This window comes from Lysobacter brunescens (genome assembly GCF_042677005.1).
Classification (GTDB): Bacteria; Pseudomonadota; Gammaproteobacteria; order Xanthomonadales; family Xanthomonadaceae; genus Lysobacter_I; species Lysobacter_I brunescens.
Genome location: NZ_JBHTIF010000027.1, coordinates 1 through 621 on the forward strand (window position 1 = coordinate 1; position 621 = coordinate 621).

Genomic DNA, 621 nt, shown 5'->3' on the forward strand with positions numbered 1-621 from the left:
CGTAGGCGGTGGTCGTGGTCAGGTTGAGCTTGCCCGCACCCGGATCCTCGATCCGCTGCAGCATGCGACCCGCCGCGTCGTAGCGGTACTCCACGCGGCGTCCGCTGGCGTCCACCGTCGCCGCGAGCAGGCCGCGGGTGTCGTACTCGTTGTTCGTGATCTTGCCCAGCGCGTCGGTCACGCTGGTGACGTTGCCGTCCTTGTCGTAGGCCGTGGTCGTGGTCGCCGTGCCGCCACCGGGCAGCGCCTGGCTCACCATCACGGTCTCGCCATGGCGGTTGCGCGTGGTGGTGACCGACACGCCCTCTTGCGAGGTCACCGTCATCGAGCGGCTGGTGTCGTTGTAGGCGTAGGTCGTGACATTGCCCAGCGCATCGGTCTGGGTGACGATCCGGCCGTAGGCGTCGTAGGACAGGCTGCTGGCCTCGACCCGGCCGCTGACCGTGGCCGATTGGCTGATCACCCGACCCAGGCGGTCGTAGCCGATGCTCGTGGTGGTGCCGCGCGCGTCGGTGCGCGTGAGCGCGCGACCGAAGGCGTCGTAGGTCGTCGAGGTGCTGCGGCTGAGGCCGCCGCCGCTCTGGGTCATGCCGGTCGACTGACCTCGGGCGTCGTAGGTCC

Annotated in this window: 1 pseudogene; it reads right to left on the bottom strand. The window is 69.7% G+C overall.

Annotated features, from left to right (window positions below):
* Positions 1-589, bottom strand: a pseudogene (locus tag ACFQ0E_RS19185) (hypothetical protein); the annotation flags it as partial.
* Positions 590-621 lie beyond the last annotated feature (32 nt).